Origin of the sequence: Streptomyces candidus (assembly GCF_014207445.1) — a bacterium.
In the GTDB taxonomy this organism is placed as follows: Bacteria; Actinomycetota; Actinomycetes; order Streptomycetales; family Streptomycetaceae; genus Streptomyces; species Streptomyces candidus.
In genome coordinates, this window is the sequence record NZ_JACHEM010000002.1 from 235,382 (window position 1) to 251,547 (window position 16,166).

At 67.9% G+C, this 16,166-nt stretch carries 11 protein-coding genes; 10 read left to right on the forward strand and 1 reads right to left on the reverse strand.

The features are described from left to right. Nucleotides 1-59 precede the first annotated feature (59 nt). On the reverse strand, nucleotides 60-3,908 hold the full coding sequence (locus HNQ79_RS04065) for a GH92 family glycosyl hydrolase (protein ID WP_185026952.1): 3,849 nt from the start codon (nucleotides 3,906-3,908) through the stop codon (nucleotides 60-62). Between the two features lie 423 nt (nucleotides 3,909-4,331). On the opposite strand from HNQ79_RS04065, the gene ngcE reads away from it, so the two are divergent. The 10 genes from ngcE to HNQ79_RS04115 all read left to right on the forward strand — a co-directional run bounded on the left by ngcE (nucleotide 4,332) and on the right by HNQ79_RS04115 (nucleotide 16,146). Beyond that, nucleotides 4,332-5,762, forward strand: coding sequence for an N-acetylglucosamine/diacetylchitobiose ABC transporter substrate-binding protein (gene ngcE, locus HNQ79_RS04070; protein ID WP_185026954.1), 1,431 nt, complete (start codon nucleotides 4,332-4,334; stop codon nucleotides 5,760-5,762). Nucleotides 5,763-5,954: 192 nt separating this feature from the next. Continuing rightward, on the forward strand, nucleotides 5,955-6,869 hold the full coding sequence (locus tag HNQ79_RS04075) for a carbohydrate ABC transporter permease (RefSeq protein WP_229923237.1): 915 nt from the start codon (nucleotides 5,955-5,957) through the stop codon (nucleotides 6,867-6,869). A gap of 20 nt (nucleotides 6,870-6,889) precedes the next feature. After that, on the forward strand, nucleotides 6,890-7,789 hold the full coding sequence (locus HNQ79_RS04080; protein WP_185026956.1) for a carbohydrate ABC transporter permease: 900 nt from the start codon (nucleotides 6,890-6,892) through the stop codon (nucleotides 7,787-7,789). 252 nt (nucleotides 7,790-8,041) lie between these two features. Next, the gene (locus HNQ79_RS04085; protein ID WP_229923211.1) at nucleotides 8,042-9,319 is read left to right on the forward strand and encodes an extracellular solute-binding protein; all 1,278 of its coding nucleotides are present in this window, start codon (nucleotides 8,042-8,044) and stop codon (nucleotides 9,317-9,319) included. Between the two features lie 45 nt (nucleotides 9,320-9,364). Continuing rightward, nucleotides 9,365-10,312 carry a carbohydrate ABC transporter permease gene (locus HNQ79_RS04090; protein WP_185026958.1) on the forward strand — a complete coding sequence of 316 codons (948 nt, stop codon included), beginning with the start codon at nucleotides 9,365-9,367 and terminating at the stop codon, nucleotides 10,310-10,312. Beyond that, entirely contained in the window at nucleotides 10,312-11,190 is an 879-nt protein-coding gene (locus tag HNQ79_RS04095; RefSeq protein ID WP_185026960.1) for a carbohydrate ABC transporter permease, read from the forward strand. The genes HNQ79_RS04090 and HNQ79_RS04095 overlap by 1 nt, the downstream gene beginning before the upstream one ends. Before the next feature lie 222 nt (nucleotides 11,191-11,412). After that, complete coding sequence (gene rok7B7, locus HNQ79_RS04100) at nucleotides 11,413-12,636, forward strand: ROK family transcriptional regulator (RefSeq protein WP_185026961.1); 1,224 nt, start codon at nucleotides 11,413-11,415, stop codon at nucleotides 12,634-12,636. A 121-nt stretch (nucleotides 12,637-12,757) separates the two neighbouring features. Next, nucleotides 12,758-13,867, forward strand: a complete 1,110-nt coding sequence (locus HNQ79_RS04105) for a substrate-binding domain-containing protein (RefSeq protein ID WP_229923210.1) — start codon at nucleotides 12,758-12,760, stop codon at nucleotides 13,865-13,867. 165 nt (nucleotides 13,868-14,032) lie between these two features. Further along, nucleotides 14,033-14,851, forward strand: coding sequence for an ATP-binding cassette domain-containing protein (locus tag HNQ79_RS04110; RefSeq protein WP_185026963.1), 819 nt, complete (start codon nucleotides 14,033-14,035; stop codon nucleotides 14,849-14,851). Then, complete coding sequence (locus tag HNQ79_RS04115; protein ID WP_185026964.1) at nucleotides 14,848-16,146, forward strand: sugar ABC transporter permease; 1,299 nt, start codon at nucleotides 14,848-14,850, stop codon at nucleotides 16,144-16,146. The genes HNQ79_RS04110 and HNQ79_RS04115 overlap by 4 nt, the downstream gene beginning before the upstream one ends. Nucleotides 16,147-16,166: the final 20 nt, after the last annotated feature.

The following is a 16,166-nucleotide window of genomic DNA, read 5'->3' on the forward strand; positions in this document are numbered from 1 at the left end:
GGCCCGTCGTCGTCGGTGCTGCCTGCGATCGCGTCACGCTCCGGGCGGGAGCCGTGCGCTCACGACAGGAGTTCCACCTCCGACACCGTCGCGGGGCCTGTCGTCACGAGGCGGTAGTGCCCGTACGTTCCGGGTTGGCCGACCGTGAAGACCCGGGTCTGCCGGTCCCAGGTGAAGGACTCGTTCCGGCGCTCGTCCAGAACTTCCCACGTCGTGCCGTCCCGGGAGCCCTGGAGGACCCATCCGGCCGGGGCGGTGGAGCGGTCGGCCGAGGTGAGCGTGTACTGGAGGGCGCGCGTCGGGGCGGCCACCGGGAGGCCCGTGGGCGTCGCCAGCCGGGCCGCCGTGGCGGAGGTGTTGTCGAAGAGAGGGCCGGTCCCGGTGAGGGCGTCCCGGCGCGGGTCCGGCACCTCGTCGTCCTGGGTGACGGAGACCGGGGCGGCGTCCGTGCCCGAGCCCCAGGCGGACGGGGCGGCGCCCATCTCGAAGTCGAGGGTGCCGCCACGGGCGAGCAGAGCGTGGGGGAGCGCGGTGGAGTCCCACCGCTTGCCGTTCACCTTGAGGCCCTGGACGTAGACGTTCCGCGCGCTGTTCTCCGGGGCGCGGACGGTCAGCGTCCGGCCGTTCTCCATACGGACGGTGGCCTTGGTGAACAGCGGGGACCCCACCGCGTACTCGCCGCTGCCCATCACCAGCGGGTAGAAGCCGAGCGCCGAGAAGAGGTACCAGGCGGACTGCTCACCGTTGTCCTCGTCACCGTGGTAGCCCTGGCCGATCTCGCTGCCGGTGTAGAGGCGGGACAGCACCTCGCGGACCTTGGCCTGGGTCTTCCAGGGCTGGGCGGCCGCGTTGTACATGTACGTGGCGTGGTGGGCGACCTGGTTGGAGTGGCCGTACATGCCCATCCGTACGTCCCGGGCCTCCGTCATCTCATGGATGACGCTGCCGTACGAACCGGTGAACTCGGGCGAGGCGGTCTCCGGGGTGGCGAAGTAGGTGTCCAGCTTCTTGCCGAGACCGGGGCGTCCTCCGTACAGGTTGGCGAGGCCGCGGCTGTCCTGCGGAGCGGTGAACGCGTAGCCCCAGCCGTTGGTCTCGGTGTAGTCGTGGCCCCAGATGCGCGGGTCGTACTTCTCCGAGGGGACGCGCCAGTCGCCCTTGAGGTCCCGGCCCTGGAAGAAGCCCGCCTTCGCGTCGAACAACTGCACGTAGTTGCGCGCCCGGTTGAGGAAGTACGCGGACTCCTCCCGGTAGCGGGCCTTCCTCGTCTTCTTGAAGAGCGCCTCGCCCATCTTCGCCAGGCCGTAGTCGTTCAGGTAGCCCTCCAAAGACCAGGACAGGCCCTCGTGGGTCTTCGTGGAGGCGTACCCCAGGAAGGGGGAGGTGTCCATGCCCTTGCGGCCGACGCCGGAGAAGGGCGGCAGGACGGTGGCGTTCTTGAGCGCGGCCTCGTACGCGGCCGACGCGTCGAAGTCGACGCCCTTGACGTACGCGTCGGCGAACGCGACGTCCGAGGAGGTGCCCGTCATCAGGTCCGCGTAACCGGGGGAGGACCAGCGGGAGATCCATCCGCCGTCCTTGTACTGCTGCACGAACCCGTCGACCAGCTTCCCCGCCTTCTTCGGAGTGAGGAAGGAGTACGCGGGCCACGTCGTCCGGTAGGTGTCCCAGAACCCGTTGTTGACGTAGACCTCTCCGTCGACGACCTTCGCGCCGGTGTGGGTGGGGGTGTCCGGGCCGGTCTGCGGGGAGAAGGGACTGGCGTACCGGGTCTTCGACCCGACCTTCTCATGACCGGAGTTCGGGTACAGGTACAGCCGGTAGAGGCTGGAGTACAGGGTGGTGAGCTGGTCGTGGCTCGCGCCCTCGACCTGCACCCGGCCCAGGATGTCGTCCCAGGCGTCCTGCGCGCGGTCCCGGACGCGCTCGAAACGCGAGCCGGCCGGGATCTCGTCGGCCAGGTTCCGCTTGGCCTGGTCCACGCTGATGAGGGACGTGGCGAGGCGGAGCGTCACCTGCTTCCGCGCGGAGGGCTCGAAGCGGAGGTACCCCGTCACGTCGTCGCCCCCGCCGCCGCTCAGCTTTCCGCTCGCGGTCACCGGCGCGTCGAAGACGCCGTACACGAAGAGCCTGGTCGCGCCGGTGGACAGGCCGCTCTTGACGTCGGAGAAGCCGGTGAAGGAGCTGGTGCCCGGATCGAGGGTGAGGCCGCCGTCGTTGGAGACGTTGTCGAAGACGATGCTCGCGTCCTTCCCCGGATAGGTGAAGCGCATCATCGCCGCGTGGTCGGTCGGCGTCATCTCGGTGCGCAGACCGTTCTCGAAGGTCACCCCGTAGTAGTGCGGTTTCGCGGTCTCGTTCTCGTGCCGGAAGGGCAGTGCGCGGGCCGTGCGGGAGGCGTCCGGGGTGCCGGCCGCGGCCGACGGCATCACCTGGAAGGTCTGCCGGTCGCCCATCCAAGGGCTCGGTTCGTGGCTCGCGCTGAACGCCTGCAGGGTGGGCAGGTTGTCGGCGTTGTTCCCGCGCGCGTAGTCGTAGAGCCAGCTCGTGGACCCCGCGTTGGTCACCGGCGTCCAGAAGTTGAAGCCGTGCGGCACGGCGGTCGCCGGGATGTTGTTGCCGCGCGAGTACGAGCCGCTGGAGTTCGTGCCGCGCGTCGTGTCCGCGTAGTCGGACAGCCGTGCGTGCCGCTTCTCCGGCGGCTTCCGCTCGATCCGTACGTCGTCGATCCAGCCGCGGAACTTCGCGGGGCCCCTCGGGTTGTCGTACGCCACCAGGATCCGGTCCACGGTCCTGCCGGCGGCCACCGCGCCGATCCGCGAGGCCTTGTGGTTCCACTGGTTCACGTACAGCGTCTTGGACGCGCCCTGACCCTGCGGCGACACCACCGCGCCGTGCTGGTCGAGGGCGCGCAGGTCACTCAGATAGGTGCCGTCCGTGAAGGCCAGGTCCACCGACACGTGCGTGGCCGGGTAGTTGAGGTCCGCGCCCTTCTCGTCCGTCGGCAGCGACGGGAAGACCCGGTAGGACAGTTCGGTGTCCCGGCCGACGCGCGTGTTGACGTCGAAGACCTTGTTGTACGAGTACGTCCGGCCGTCCGCCTTGTGGGTGCCCGCGTACCGCAGCGCCCGCTTCCCCGTGAAGCCCGCGCCCGACTTGGCGGTGGGGGAGCCGGAGGGCCCCCGGTCGACCTGGCTGCGCATCTGCGCGGGGACCGGGGTGGAGGTGTCGCCGTTCGAGAACTGGACGTCGGCGAGCTGGAGCAGCGGTGCGCCGGCGTTGCGGGTGATCTCCAGGCGGTAGTGCCGGTACGCGGTGTCGTTCGTGAAGCCGTACGTCTTCGTCTGGAAGCGGGAGCTGAAGGCCTCGTCCTTGCGGGTGTCGAGGGTCTTCCACGTGGTGCCGTCCGCGGACCCCAGGAGGGTCCAGTCCTTCGGGTCGCGTTCGGCGGCGTCGTTGGCCGAAGTCAGCGCGTAGCTTACGACCTTGACCGGCTCCTCCAGGTCGAACTCGACCCAGCCCACCGGCAGGAAGGTCAGCCACTTGCTGCCCGGCGTGATGTCGACCAGGTTCTCCTTGACCTCACCGCCCGCCGGGTTCTCGGCGCTGGCGCGCAGCGCGGTGACGCGGTCGGTGACGTTGCCGGGGATGCCCTCCGTGTCGCCGCCGTCGACGCCGGAGGTCTTCGGCCGCCCCTGTGCGTCCGCTTCCACGGTGTTGCGCCAGGCGGGGGCGGGATCGTTCGCTTCGAAGGAGGAGCTGAACCCCCGTTCCGCCGGGTCGGGTTGGAGTGGCCGGCTTGGCTGGGCGGCGGCGGACGGGGCCAGCAGGGCGACCGCGAGGGCGGCGGCCAGGAGGCCCGCGAAGGTCGCCGAAGCGCCCCCGGCACGTCTGGATGTGGACTGCATCCCGGGTGGTTCCTCTCCCTGGACAACGTTGTCAGAGGCGTACGTACCACCAGTAGGGAGCCAAGTGGCCAGCGCTGTCAAGGAGGTGGCAGGGGCGTCGGTGGGACAAATGAACGCGCGGCGCTCCCCGAGGTCTCAACTAGGGAAAGAAGGCACCTCAACCTGCCGTCGATCTTGCCGAGTTGACGGGAAGTGGACTATACCTATCGGCGTCCGCACCGCCCGGGAAACCGGTTCCGGACCAGGGGAGACGGAGGCGCCGGGGGCATGTCGACACGCCCCTTCGCGCATCCCGCACATCCGGCCGGAGCAACGAAGATTCGAGTCATCCGATCGCGGTGACGGGGTCCTTGTTCCGAGTCGCATTCGGTCGAGGTGACACCGGCACACCGCCTGAGTCCTGGAGAGGGCGAGGACTTGAGCATGGGACCCACCCACGTCAACCGTCGTGACGTACTGAAGAGGACGGCCGCGGCAGGACTGTTCGCACTGCCCGCGGTCGGCGCCCTGAGCTCCTGCGCCAGCGGTGGCGGCGGCGAGAAGAAGGCCGAGAAGGGCACCAAGTCCGACAAGAACCCGCTCGGGGTGAAGGAGGACGCCGCGCTGTCGGTGTACATCTTCAACGGCGGCTACAAGGACCGGTACGCCCAGTTCGTCACCGACATGTACGGCAAGGCCTACCCCAAGGCCGAGGTCGACCAGAAGGCCACGGAGAAGATCGCCACCCAGCTCCAGCCGAAGATCGTCCGCGGCAGGCCCTCGGCGGACGTCGTCAACAACTCCGGCGCCGACCAGATGAACATCGGCAAGCTGGTCGCCAACAAGCAGGTCGCCGACTTCACCGAGATGCTCGACGCGCCCTCCTGGGACGACCCCGCGGTCAAGGTCCGCGACAGCCTCTACCCGGCGATGCAGCCGATGGGCGCCTTCGGCACCGACGGCTGCTACCAGCTCAACATCGCCATGACGGTGTACGGCAACTGGTACTCGCAGCGGATGCTCAAGGAGACCCTGGAGGCCGAGTACCCGAAGACCTGGGACGAGATGCTCGCCGTCTGCAAGAAGGCGAAGGACAAGGGCATCCACGGCTGGAGCTACCCCGGCGGACACCCCCGCTACATGCTGTTCTCCATGTACGCGATGTTCGCCCAGGCAGGCGGCCGCGAGGTCGTCGAGGCGATGGACTACCTGGAGCCGAACGCCTGGAAGCACGACGCCGTGAAGTCCGTCTTCGAGGCCTTCGAGGAACTCGTCGCCAAGAAGTACGTCCTGACCGGCTTCGACGGCCCGCAGGGGCACACCGAGATGCAGACCGCCTGGACCAAGGGCAAGTGCGTCTTCGTGCCCAACGGGTCCTGGGTCGAGAACGAGGCCAAGGACACCACCCCCAAGGGCTTCGGCATGACGGTCGGCGCCACTCCCTCGCTCTCGTCGGGGGACAAGCTGCCCTTCGGCACGCTGTACTCGCCGCCCGGCGAGCCCTTCATCGTCCCTGCCCAGGCCGCCAACGTACGGGGCGGGCTGGAGTGGATGCGGATGATGTACAGCAAGGAAGCGTCCGTGAACCTCTTCAAGGAGACCGGCGGCATCCCCGCGCTCAAGGGCGCGATCGACGGAATGCAGCTGCCGCCCGGCACGGACAGCGCGCAGAAGGCCATCACGGCGGCCGGCGACAACATCGTCATCCCCTTCTTCAAGGAGTGGTACGGCGAGCTGTTCACCGAGGACTACAACAAGGTGATGGGCCGCTTCATGACCGGCGACATGTCGACCAAGGAGGCCCTCGACACCATGCAGAAGGCCGCGGACCGGGTGGCGAAGGACCCCGACATCACCAAGATCAAGAAGGTCTGAGACAAGGCGAGTACCGGCGTGCGACGCGCCCCCTCGTGAGCGCGGGGCGCGCGTCCTCGTACGTGTGGGAACGGGCGGAATCGGAGCGGCGTGAGTACTGACGTGAGTACGGACAAGCGGCCGGCCAGGCCACCCCACCTGCTGTTGTTCCTCGCGGCGGCTGTCCTGCCGCCCCGGTTCACCCCCGAGAGCGTGCGCTACGACCGCAGGTACCGCACGCTCGACAAGTACCGTTTCATCGCGGGATTCCTCGCGATCCCGCTGGCCTTCTACGCGGTGTTCGTCGTCTCCCCGTTCCTGCAGGCGATCTACTACGCGTTCACCGACTGGTCGGGCGGGCCGGTGGCCAACTTCATCGGCTTCGACAACTTCGTCAAGATGTGGAACGACGAGCGGTTCTGGGACTCCACGGTCACCAGCCTGACCCTGCTGGTGGTGGCCCCGGTCGTCACCCTCGTACTCGGCATGTTCTTCGCGTACATGATCACCGCGGGCGGCAGGCACCGAAGGGGCCAGGCCATCGCGGGCGTCGCGGGCTCCTCGCTGTACAAGGTCGTCTACTTCTTCCCGCAGGTCCTCTCCGTCGCCATCGTCGCCGTGGTGTGGGGCCGCGTCTTCAACACCAACGCCGGTCTGATCAACGGCGGTTTGAACTCCCTGGGCATCAAGGGCCCCGCCTGGCTCGGCGGCGAGTACGGTCTCGCCCTGATCGCCACGCTCACCGTCATCTGCTGGAGCTTCGTCGGCTTCTACGTGGTGCTCTTCTCGGCCGCGATGGGCGCGATCCCCAAGGACATCCACGAGGCGGCGCTGCTCGACGGGGCGGGACGCGGAACCACGTTCTTCCGGGTCACCCTCCCGCTGATCCGGGACACCGTGCGCACCGGCTGGATCTACATGGGCATCCAGGCCCTGGACTCCTTCGCGATCGTGCTGGTGATGATGCCCCCGCACGCCATGAAGGTGACCCCGGTCTTCCTCTACGAGCGCTTCCGGGAGGGGCAGTTCGGCTACGCCACCGCCATCGGCGTCGTGCTCCTCCTGCTCAGCGTGGTGTTCTCCCTGATCGTCATGCGGGTCGGGGACCGCGACCGGATCGAATACTGAGAGCGTGGGAGAGACGCACGATGAGCACACGCAGCAAGGCCGGGCGCACCGGGGCTCGTGGGCGCCGGGGCGGCGCGGACCGGGTCAGGGAGGGCGGCGCCGCTCTCAACGTCTTCTCGCACGCCTTCCTCGTCCTGTGGGCCGTGATGGCGGCCGCGCCGCTGATCTGGGTCGCGATCACCGCCCTGCGCACCTCCGGGGACATCCTCGGCGACCCCATGGGGCTGCCCTCCTCGCCGCACTGGCAGAACTTCGCCAATGCCTGGACCGAGGCGCACATCGGGCAGTATGCCGTCAACTCGCTGATCGTCCTCGCGGGTTCACTTACCGGCACGATGCTGCTCGGGTCGATGGCCGCGTACGTGATAGCCCGCTTCACCTTTCCCGGCAACAGGTTCGTCTTCCTGCTGTTCGCCGGCGGCATGATGTTCCCCGTCATCCTCGCGCTCGTCCCGCTGTTCGCGGTGATGGAGAACTTCGGGCTGCTGGACACCCGGGCGGGACTGATCGTCGCGTACATCGCCTACTCGCTGCCGTTCACCACCTTCTTCCTGACCTCCTTCTTCCGTACGCTGCCCACCGGCGTCCAGGAGGCCGCCATGGTGGACGGCGCGTCGCACACCCGTACGTTCTTCCAGATCATGCTGCCGATGGCCAAGCCCGGCCTGGTCAGCATCGGCATCTTCAACTTCCTGGGGCAGTGGAACCAGTACCTGCTGCCGCTGCTGCTCAACAACGAGAACGAGACCAGTTACGTGCTTCCCCAGGGCCTCGCCTCGCTCGCCGTCGCGCAGGGCTACCGCGGCGACTGGGGCGCGCTCTTCGCGGGGCTGACCATCGCGATGGTTCCGGTGCTCGTCGTGTACGCGGTCTTCCAGCGCCAGGTGCAGGCGGGACTCACCGCGGGCGCGCTCAAGTAGCACGCCCGGCAGGCGGACGCGGCGGCATCCGCGCACGGCGCCCCGGTGTCGCCCAAGTGACTTGCGAAGGAACCTTTTTGAAGCCTCATTTCGGCTTGGACACGAAAGTGGTCTAGGCCTGTTGCGCCGTCGCGCAGCGTGAGTAGTGTCTGCGCCACGGCGCTGTGGGGAGATCATCACCCGGCCGGCGGGTCCGGGGCCGACCCCGGGAAGAAACTGCAAGTCGACGCTCATGTCGAAGGGTTGGACAGTATGAGGAATCGCGTAGTAGCCACCGGAGCGGCAACGCTGGTGATGGCACTGGGACTCAGCGCCTGCGGCGGTGGCGACGAGGGTGGCGGCGAAGGCAAGAGCAAGACGATCAAGGTCGTCGCCGCCGACTACGGCGACAAGGCCTCCAACGCCTCGAAGATCTTCTGGGAGAAGGTCGCCAAGGACTTCGAGGCCGCCAACTCCGGTTACAAGGTCGATCTCCAGATCATCAACTGGAACGACATCGACAAGTCCGTCAAGAACATGATCCAGACGGACAACTACCCCGACGTCCTCCAGACCGGCGGCTACGCGGACAAGGTCGCCGACGACCTGCTCTACAAGGTCGACGACGTGCTGTCGCCCGCCACCAAGGCCAACATCGTCCCCGCCTTCGCCAAGGCGGGCGAGGCCAAGGGCGCCGCGTACGGCATCCCGTGGGTGTCCTCCAGTCGAGTGCTCTTCTACAACAAGAAGGTCTTCTCGGCCGCCGGGGTCGCCAAGCCGCCGACCACCTGGGCCGAGGTCGCCGACGCCGCCAAGAAGATCTCCGAGAAGAAGGCCGCGGACACCCCCTACGCGCTCCCGCTCGGCCCCGAGGAGGCCCAGGGCGAGACCCTGATGTGGGAGATGGGCAACGGCGGCGGCTACACCGACGCCGCCGGAAAGTACACGCTCAACAGCGCCCCGAACGTCGAGACCTTCAAGTGGCTCCAGGACAACCTGGTCAAGCCCGGCCTCACCTACCCCAACCCCGCCTCCACCGACCGCAAGACGGCCTTCGCCGACTTCGCCGCCGGGAAGGTCGGCATGATGAACGGCCACCCGAGCGTCGTCAAGATGGCCGAGGACGGCAAGGTCGAGTACGGCGTCGCCAAGATCCCCGGCAGGACGGGCCCGCTGGAGAGCACCCTCGGCGTGGCCGACTGGACGATGGCCTTCAAGGACGGCAAGGCCGACAAGGACGCCGTGAAGAAGTTCCTCGACTTCACGTACACCAAGAAGAACCTGGTGGCGTTCGCCGAGATGTACAACTTCATGCCCGTCACCACGGACGCCGTCGCGGAGATGGAGGCCAACCCCAAGCACGCCTCGCTGAAGCCCTTCTTCGAGGCGCTGCCCACCGCGAAGTTCTACCCGGTCAACGACACCGCCTGGGACGTCATCTCCGCCGAGATCAAGAAGTCCGGAGGCAAGGCGGCGAGCAAGGACGAGGACCCGAAGGCAGTCCTGGACGACCTCCAGAAGAAGGCCGAGGACGCGGCCGCCGCCGAGTAACGCGCTTTCCGAGCCCGTTCACCTCGTACCCGCCCAGGAGAAACCGTGTCACTCAAGGCCCCTCCGTCCCCCGCCGAGACCGGTGGGGGACGGGGCGGGCGCGCCCCCAGGCCGGTGAGCCGCCGCAGCGGACTGGCCAGGCTCGGCCCGCTGCCCTGGATCGCGCCCGTCATCCTCCTCATCCTCTTCGTGGTCGTCTGGCCGGTCGTCGAGCTGATCCGCACCTCGTTCCTCAGAGTCTCCAGCTCCGGCAAGGTGCGCGGCAGCGCCGGGACGGACAAGTACACCAAGCTCTTCGGGGAGACCGACCTGGCCTCCGTCCTGATGTGGACGGTGATCTGGACGGTCGTCGTCGTGGTCTGCACGATGCTGATCTCGCTGGCCCTCGCCCAGCTGTTCAACCAGAGGTTCCCCGGCCGCACCGTCACCCGCTGGGCGCTCATCGCCCCCTGGGCCGCATCCGTGCTGATGACCGCCATCGGCTTCAAGTGGATGCTCAACCAGACGGCCGGCGTCCTCAACACCCTGATGCTTGACCTCGGACTGATCGACAAGTCCGAGGACTGGCTGGGACGTTCGGAAACCGCCTGGCCGTGGATGATGGCGGTCGCCGTCTTCGTGTCACTGCCCTTCACCACGTACACCCTGCTGGCCGGCCTCCAGACCATCCCGGGCGAGGTGTACGAGGCGTCGCGCATCGACGGCGCGGGGACCTGGCAGACGTACCGGCACATCACCCTGCCGATGCTGCGCCCGGCGTTCCTGATCGGCCTCGTGATCAACCTCATCAACGTCTTCAACTCCTTCCCGATCATCTACGCGATGACCAAGGGCGGGCCGGGCAACGACACCTCCACGTCGATGGTGTTCATGTACACGCTGAAGGAGACCGACATCGGCGAGTCGGCGGCCATGTCGGTCGTCAACTTCGTGCTGGTCGTGGTGCTCGTCCTGATCTTCCTGAAGGTCAGCCGCTGGAACGAGGAGGACTGATGGCCACCGCTACGGCCGCCCGGCCGAGGACGACGGGGCCCTCACCCAGGTCCCCCAAGCGCGCCTTCCGCCCGCGCACCCTGCTGATCGCGGCCCTGGCGTGGGGACTCGCCGCGCTCTTCCTCGCCCCGTACCTCGAAATGGTCATCACCGCGCTGCGGCCCAGGGAGGAGCTGCGCGACCGCACCTACCTGCCGAGCAGCTTCGAGTGGTCGAACTTCATCGAGGTGTGGAAGGAGTCCACGCTCGGGCAGAACCTCCAGGTGTCCCTGCTGGTGGCCGGCGGGTCGACGCTGCTGGTCCTGCTGGTGGCGCTGCCCGCCGCCTACTACACGGCCCGGATGAAGTACCGCGGACGGAAGCTCTTCCTGCTGCTGGTTCTGGTCACCCAGATGTTCCAGCCGACCGCGCTGCTCGTCGGCCTGTACCGCGAGTTCTACCAGCTCGGCATGCTCAACTCGATCTGGACGCTGATCATCACGAACGCGGCGTTCAACCTCGCGTTCGCGGTGTGGATCCTGACCGCGTACATCGGTTCCATCCCGGCGGAGCTGGAGGAGGCGGCGATGGTGGACGGCACCAGCCGGTTCGGCGCGATGATCCGGGTCACACTGCCGCTGGCGCTGCCGGGCGTGGTGACCGCCCTGATCTTCACCTTCATCACGTCCTGGAACGAGTTCGCGATGGGGCTGACCCTCACCACCCAGCCGGAGAGCCAGCCGCTGACGGTCGGCATCAACAACTTCGTCGGTGCGTACACGGTCCAGTGGAACTACATCTTCGCCGCCTCCGTGGTGGCGATCGTGCCGGTGGTCATCCTGTTCGCGTTCATCGAGCGGCACGTGGTGTCCGGTCTGACGGCCGGCTCCGTCAAGTAACGGCTGAGCCGCGAGTCTTCCCGCGGTACGAAGCGCCCGTCGGCCATGGTCGGCGGGCGCTTCGGCGCGTTCCCGTGCCTCTACGCTCAAGGCCTTGACGGAAGCAGGGCACAAAGACTCTGCTTAGGGTTCACATGTTGGAAGAACGGCGGGGCCGCGCGGTCGGGGCCCCGGAGCGGACGGCCGTCGTGCCGTACGCCGGTAACGGGAGTGGATGAGTCGATGGAGACTCCGGGTTCGCAGACGTCTTTGCACCGGGCCAATCTTGAGCGGGTCGTGCGCGCGGTGCGCATGGCCGGCTCGCTGACCCAGGCCGAGATCGCCAGAAGCACCGGGCTCTCCGCCGCCACGGTCTCCAACATCGTGCGCGAACTGAAGGACGGCGGAACCGTCGAGGTCACCCCCACCTCGGCGGGCGGCCGACGGGCCCGCAGCGTCTCGCTCAGCGGCGACGCGGGCGTGGTCATCGGCGTCGATTTCGGCCATACGCACCTGCGCGTCGCCGTGGGCAACCTGGCCCACCAGGTCCTCGCCGAGGAATCCGAGCCGCTGGACGTGGACGCCTCCGCCGCCCAGGGCTTCGACCGCGCGGAACAACTGGTGAAACGCCTGGTGGAGGCCACCGGCATCAGCCAGGACAAGGTCATCGGCGTCGGGCTCGGCGTTCCCGGTCCCATCGACGTCGAATCCGGCCGTCTCGGCTCCACGGCCATCCTTCCTGGCTGGCAGGGCATCAACCCGAGCGAGGAGCTGTCCGGGCGCCTCGGGGTCCCGGTGTACGTCGACAACGACGCCAACCTCGGGGCGCTCGGCGAACTGGTCTGGGGCGCCGGACGCGGGGTGCGCGACCTCGCGTACATCAAGGTCGCCAGCGGCGTCGGCGCCGGTCTCGTCATCGACGGCCGCGTCTACCGGGGGCCCGGCGGCACGGCCGGCGAGATCGGCCACATCACGCTCGACGAATCGGGTCCGGTCTGCCGCTGCGGCAACCGGGGCTGCCTGGAGACCTTCGCTGCGGCCCGCTACGTACTGCCCCTCCTGGTGCCCTCGCACGGCCCCGACCTCACCATGGAGCGCGTCGTGCGGCTCGCCCGCGAGGGCGACCCCGGCTGCCGCCGGGTGATCTCCGACGTGGGGCGCCACGTCGGCAGCGGTGTAGCGAACCTGTGCAACCTCCTCAACCCCAGTCGGGTCGTCCTCGGCGGCGACCTCGCCGAGGCGGGCGAACTCGTCCTCGGCCCGATCCGCGACTCGGTCTCCCGCTATGCCATCCCCAGCGCGGCCCGTCAGCTGAAGGTGCTGCCCGGAGCGCTGGGCGGCCGCGCGGAGGTGCTGGGCGCACTCGCCCTCGCGCTGAGTGAAATGGGCGATTCGACCGTGTTGGGCACCGCGATGTCGGTCAACTCCTTCGGTGCGGACCAGCATTCCGCGCCTGCCTTCACTTAGATAACGAATGGCACCGTTGTCATCTCGTTAAGTGTTTACTCCTTGACGCCTCGGGGGCGCGCGAGTTGACTTCCAGACACCTCGGCCGCAACGACGCGGCCTCGTCAGGGAGGCACACCACATGAACGCAATGACGCGTCGCGTCGTCATAGCCACGGCCGCGATCTCGATGGCCGTCTCGCTCTCCGCCTGCGGCAAGGCCGGCGAAGGCGACAAGGGTGAGGGCGCAGGCAAGGACGGCGGTCTCGGCAAGACCATCGGTCTGCTGCTGCCCGAGAACAAGACCACGCGCTACGAGACCTTCGACCGCCCGATCATCGAAAAGAAGATCAAGGCGCTCTGCTCGGACTGCGAGGTCAAGTACAACAACGCCGCGCAGGACATCGAGACCCAGAAGAAGCAGTTCGATGCGCTCGTCACGCAGGGCGTCAAGGTGATCATCCTGGACGCGGTGGACTTCAACGCCACCAAGTCCTGGATCACCACCGCCGCCAAGCAGGGCGTGAAGGTCGTGGCGTACGACCGTCTGGCCGAGGGCCCGATCTCCGCGTACGTCAGCTACGACAACGAGAAGATCGGCAACCTGCAGGGCGAGGCCCTGGTCAAGGCCCTGGGCGACAAGGCCAAGGACGCCAACGTCGTCATGATCAACGGCTCGCCGACCGACCCGAACGCCGGCTTCTTCAAGAAGGGCGCCGAAGACGTCCTGAAGAAGGAGACGAAGAAGATCGTCTACACCCAGGACATCCCGGACTGGTCCCCGGACGAGGCGAACAAGAAGATGGGCGCCGCCATCGACTCCCTCGGCAAGGACGGCTTCCAGGGCGTCTACTCGGCCAACGACGGCATGGCAGGCGGCATCATCACCGCCCTGAAGAAGCAGAACATCAAGGTCCCGGTCGGCGGTCAGGACGCCGAGCTCGCCGGTCTCCAGCGCGTCCTCTCGGGCGACCAGGCCTTCTCGATCTACAAGCAGATCAAGCCGGAGGCCGAGACCACCGCCGAGATCGCGGTGCGCATCCTCAAGGGCGAGAAGTTCGACGACCTTGCGCCGACCAAGGTCGACAGCATCAGCGGCGAGTTCAAGGCCACGCCGTCCAAGCTGTACGACGCGCAGGTCGTCACCAAGGACAACATCGCGAGCACCGTCATCAAGGACGAGGTCTACAAGGCGTCCGAGATCTGCACGGCCGACTTCAAGAAGGCCTGTGAAGCGGCGGGAATCAAGTAGCTCGCCCCTCCGGTACGGACGCCGACGGGCCCCGCGGCCGGGCCTCCCGTACCCAGCCGACGCCGGTCTCCCGCCCCCGCACGGGCGGGACACCGGCGGCGCCCCCTCCTCGCAAGTCCTTGTGCACCATGCACCACCATCCCCGCCGGTCAGGCGGCGAAGGAGATGATTCACGTGTCCGCTACGCCCGTGCTGGCGTTGCGCGGAGTCTCCAAGCGGTTCGGCGCCGTCCAGGCGCTGACCGATGTAGACCTGGAGATCCAGCCCGGCGAGGTGGTCGCCCTCGTCGGCGACAACGGCGCCGGCAAGTCCACCCTCGTCAAGACGATCTCGGGCGTCCACCCGATCGACGAGGGCGCCATCGAGTGGGACGGGAAGCCGGTGCACGTCAACCGGCCGCAGGACGCCCAGAACCTCGGCATCGCCACCGTCTACCAGGACCTGGCGCTCTGCGACAACCTCGACGTGGTCGCCAACCTCTTCCTCGGCAGCGAGATCCGCCGGGGCACGATCCTCGACGAGATCGCGATGGAGAAGCGCGCCAAGGAACTGCTGGACACCCTGTCCATCCGCATTCCGAGCGTCCGCATCCCGGTCGCTTCGCTCTCCGGCGGTCAGCGCCAGGTCGTCGCCATCGCGCGCGCCCTGGTCGGCGACCCCAAGGTGGTCATCCTCGACGAGCCGACCGCCGCCCTCGGCGTCGAGCAGACCGCTCAGGTCCTCGACCTGGTCGAGCGGCTGCGCGAGCGCGGCCACGGTGTCATCCTCATCAGCCACAACATGGAGGACGTGCGCGCCGTCGCGGACAAGGTGGCGGTCCTGCGCCTCGGCCGCAACAACGGCGTCTTCGACGTGAAGACGACCTCCCACGAAGTGATCATCTCCGCCATCACCGGCGCCACGGACAACGCCGTGACCCGCCGCAAGGCGCGTACCGCCACGGCTTCGGTCACGGCCACGGCAGCGAAGGAGGACGCGAAGTGAGCGACCTCGCCAAGACCCCCGAAAAGTCCGAGGCCCCCGAGGCGGACGCCGCAGCAGCCCCGGCGGCACCCGCCGTCGACCCCCGTCTGCTGGTCCGCGAAGAGGGCTTCAAGGGCTACCTGACGGAGTTCACCCGCAAGGTGCGCGGTGGCGAGCTCGGTTCGCTGCCCGTCGTGCTGGGCCTGATAGTCATCGCGATCGTCTTCCAGACCCAGAACAGCAGCTTCCTCTCCGCCAGTTCCCTCGCCAACATCGCCGTCTACAGCTCCGGCATGGGCATCATGGCGGTGGGCATCGTCTTCGTCCTGCTGCTCGGCGAGATCGACCTCTCGGTCGGCTCCATCGCGGGCGTCGGCGCAGCGATCTGGGCGGTTCTCCAGGTCTCCAACGGCTGGAACGGCTGGGTCGCCATCGCCGTGGCGCTGCTCGCCGGTCTCGCCCTCGGTCTGCTGAACGGCTTCTTCTTCGCCAAGATCGGCGTCCCGGCCTTCGTCGTCACCCTGGCCGGCTTCCTCGGCTGGAGCGGCTTCCAGATCTGGCTGATGGGCAAGGAAGGCTCGATCAACACCCCGTCCGGCAGCTTCGTCGAGAACCTGACGAGCTACTACTTCGAGGACAAGATCGCCGCGTACGGCCTGGCGATCGCCGCGATCTTGCTCTACGGCCTCTCGCAGTTCCTGGACAGCAAGCGTCGCCGGGCAGCAGCCCTGCCCGCCCGCCCGACCAGCGAGATCGCCCTTCGCACCGGCGTCGTCGCGGTGCTGTGCCTGGTCGTCGCGTACGTCCTGAACGAGCCGCAGGGCGCCCGCGGCCTGCCGCTCGCCCTGGTGCTCTTCCTCGCGGTGCTGCTGATCGCGGACTTCGTGGCCCGCCGCACCACCTTCGGCCGTCAGGTCTTCGCGGTCGGCGGCAACGCCGAGGCCGCCCGCCGTGCGGGCATCAGCGTCGACCGGATCCGGATCACCGTCTTCGGCCTGTCCGGGCTGCTCGCCGCCTTCGGAGGGCTCTTCCTCGCCAGCCTTTCGGGCGGCGCCACGAAGAGCGTCGGTGCGAACAACACCCTGATGCTCGTCATCGCCGCAGCTGTCATCGGCGGCACCAGCCTCTTCGGCGGGCGGGGCAAGGTCTGGTCCGCACTGCTCGGCATGATCGTCATCCAGGCGATCCAGCAGGGCCTGAACATGCTCGGCATGGCCAGCGAGATCCAGTACATGATCACCGGGGCGGTGCTGCTCGCCGCCGTCGTGATCGACTCGCTGTCCCGCAAGACCCAGAAAACAGCAGGTCGCGCCTAGCGCCCTGACGTGGTCGCATA